This is a genomic window from Adlercreutzia equolifaciens, from assembly GCF_029076695.1.
Lineage (GTDB): Bacteria > Actinomycetota > Coriobacteriia > Coriobacteriales > Eggerthellaceae > Adlercreutzia > Adlercreutzia equolifaciens_A.
Window position 1 is genome coordinate 1 of the sequence record NZ_JARFIK010000407.1, and the last position, 300, is coordinate 300.

The 300-nt window shown below is 63.7% G+C and carries 1 protein-coding gene; it reads left to right on the plus strand.

Going from position 1 to position 300, the window contains the following annotated elements; translation table 11 throughout:
- A partial coding sequence (locus tag PZH32_RS12935; protein WP_275208661.1) for a DNA-directed RNA polymerase subunit alpha C-terminal domain-containing protein occupies positions 1 to 300 on the plus strand: 300 nt, incomplete at both ends.

Genomic DNA, 300 nt, shown 5'->3' on the forward strand with positions numbered 1-300 from the left:
CGATTCGCTGCCCGACTTCGCACCGGATGCCCTGCACGAGATCGAGGAGCTGCTGCCGCAGCCCCAGGATTGGTCGCTCGATACCGACGGCTACTTCAACTCCACGGGCTCCTTCGGCGGCTACTACAGTGCTCTGTCCGGCCACCGCGGTCATAACCTGTCCGACGAGGATGCTCGCCTGTACATTTACGACGATCTGGGCGTGTCCCAGCGATGGGCGAACAAGTTCTCCGAGGCGGGTATCGAGACCGTGGCCGACCTGCTCGGTCACACCGAGGAAGACCTGCTGCGCATCGAGGG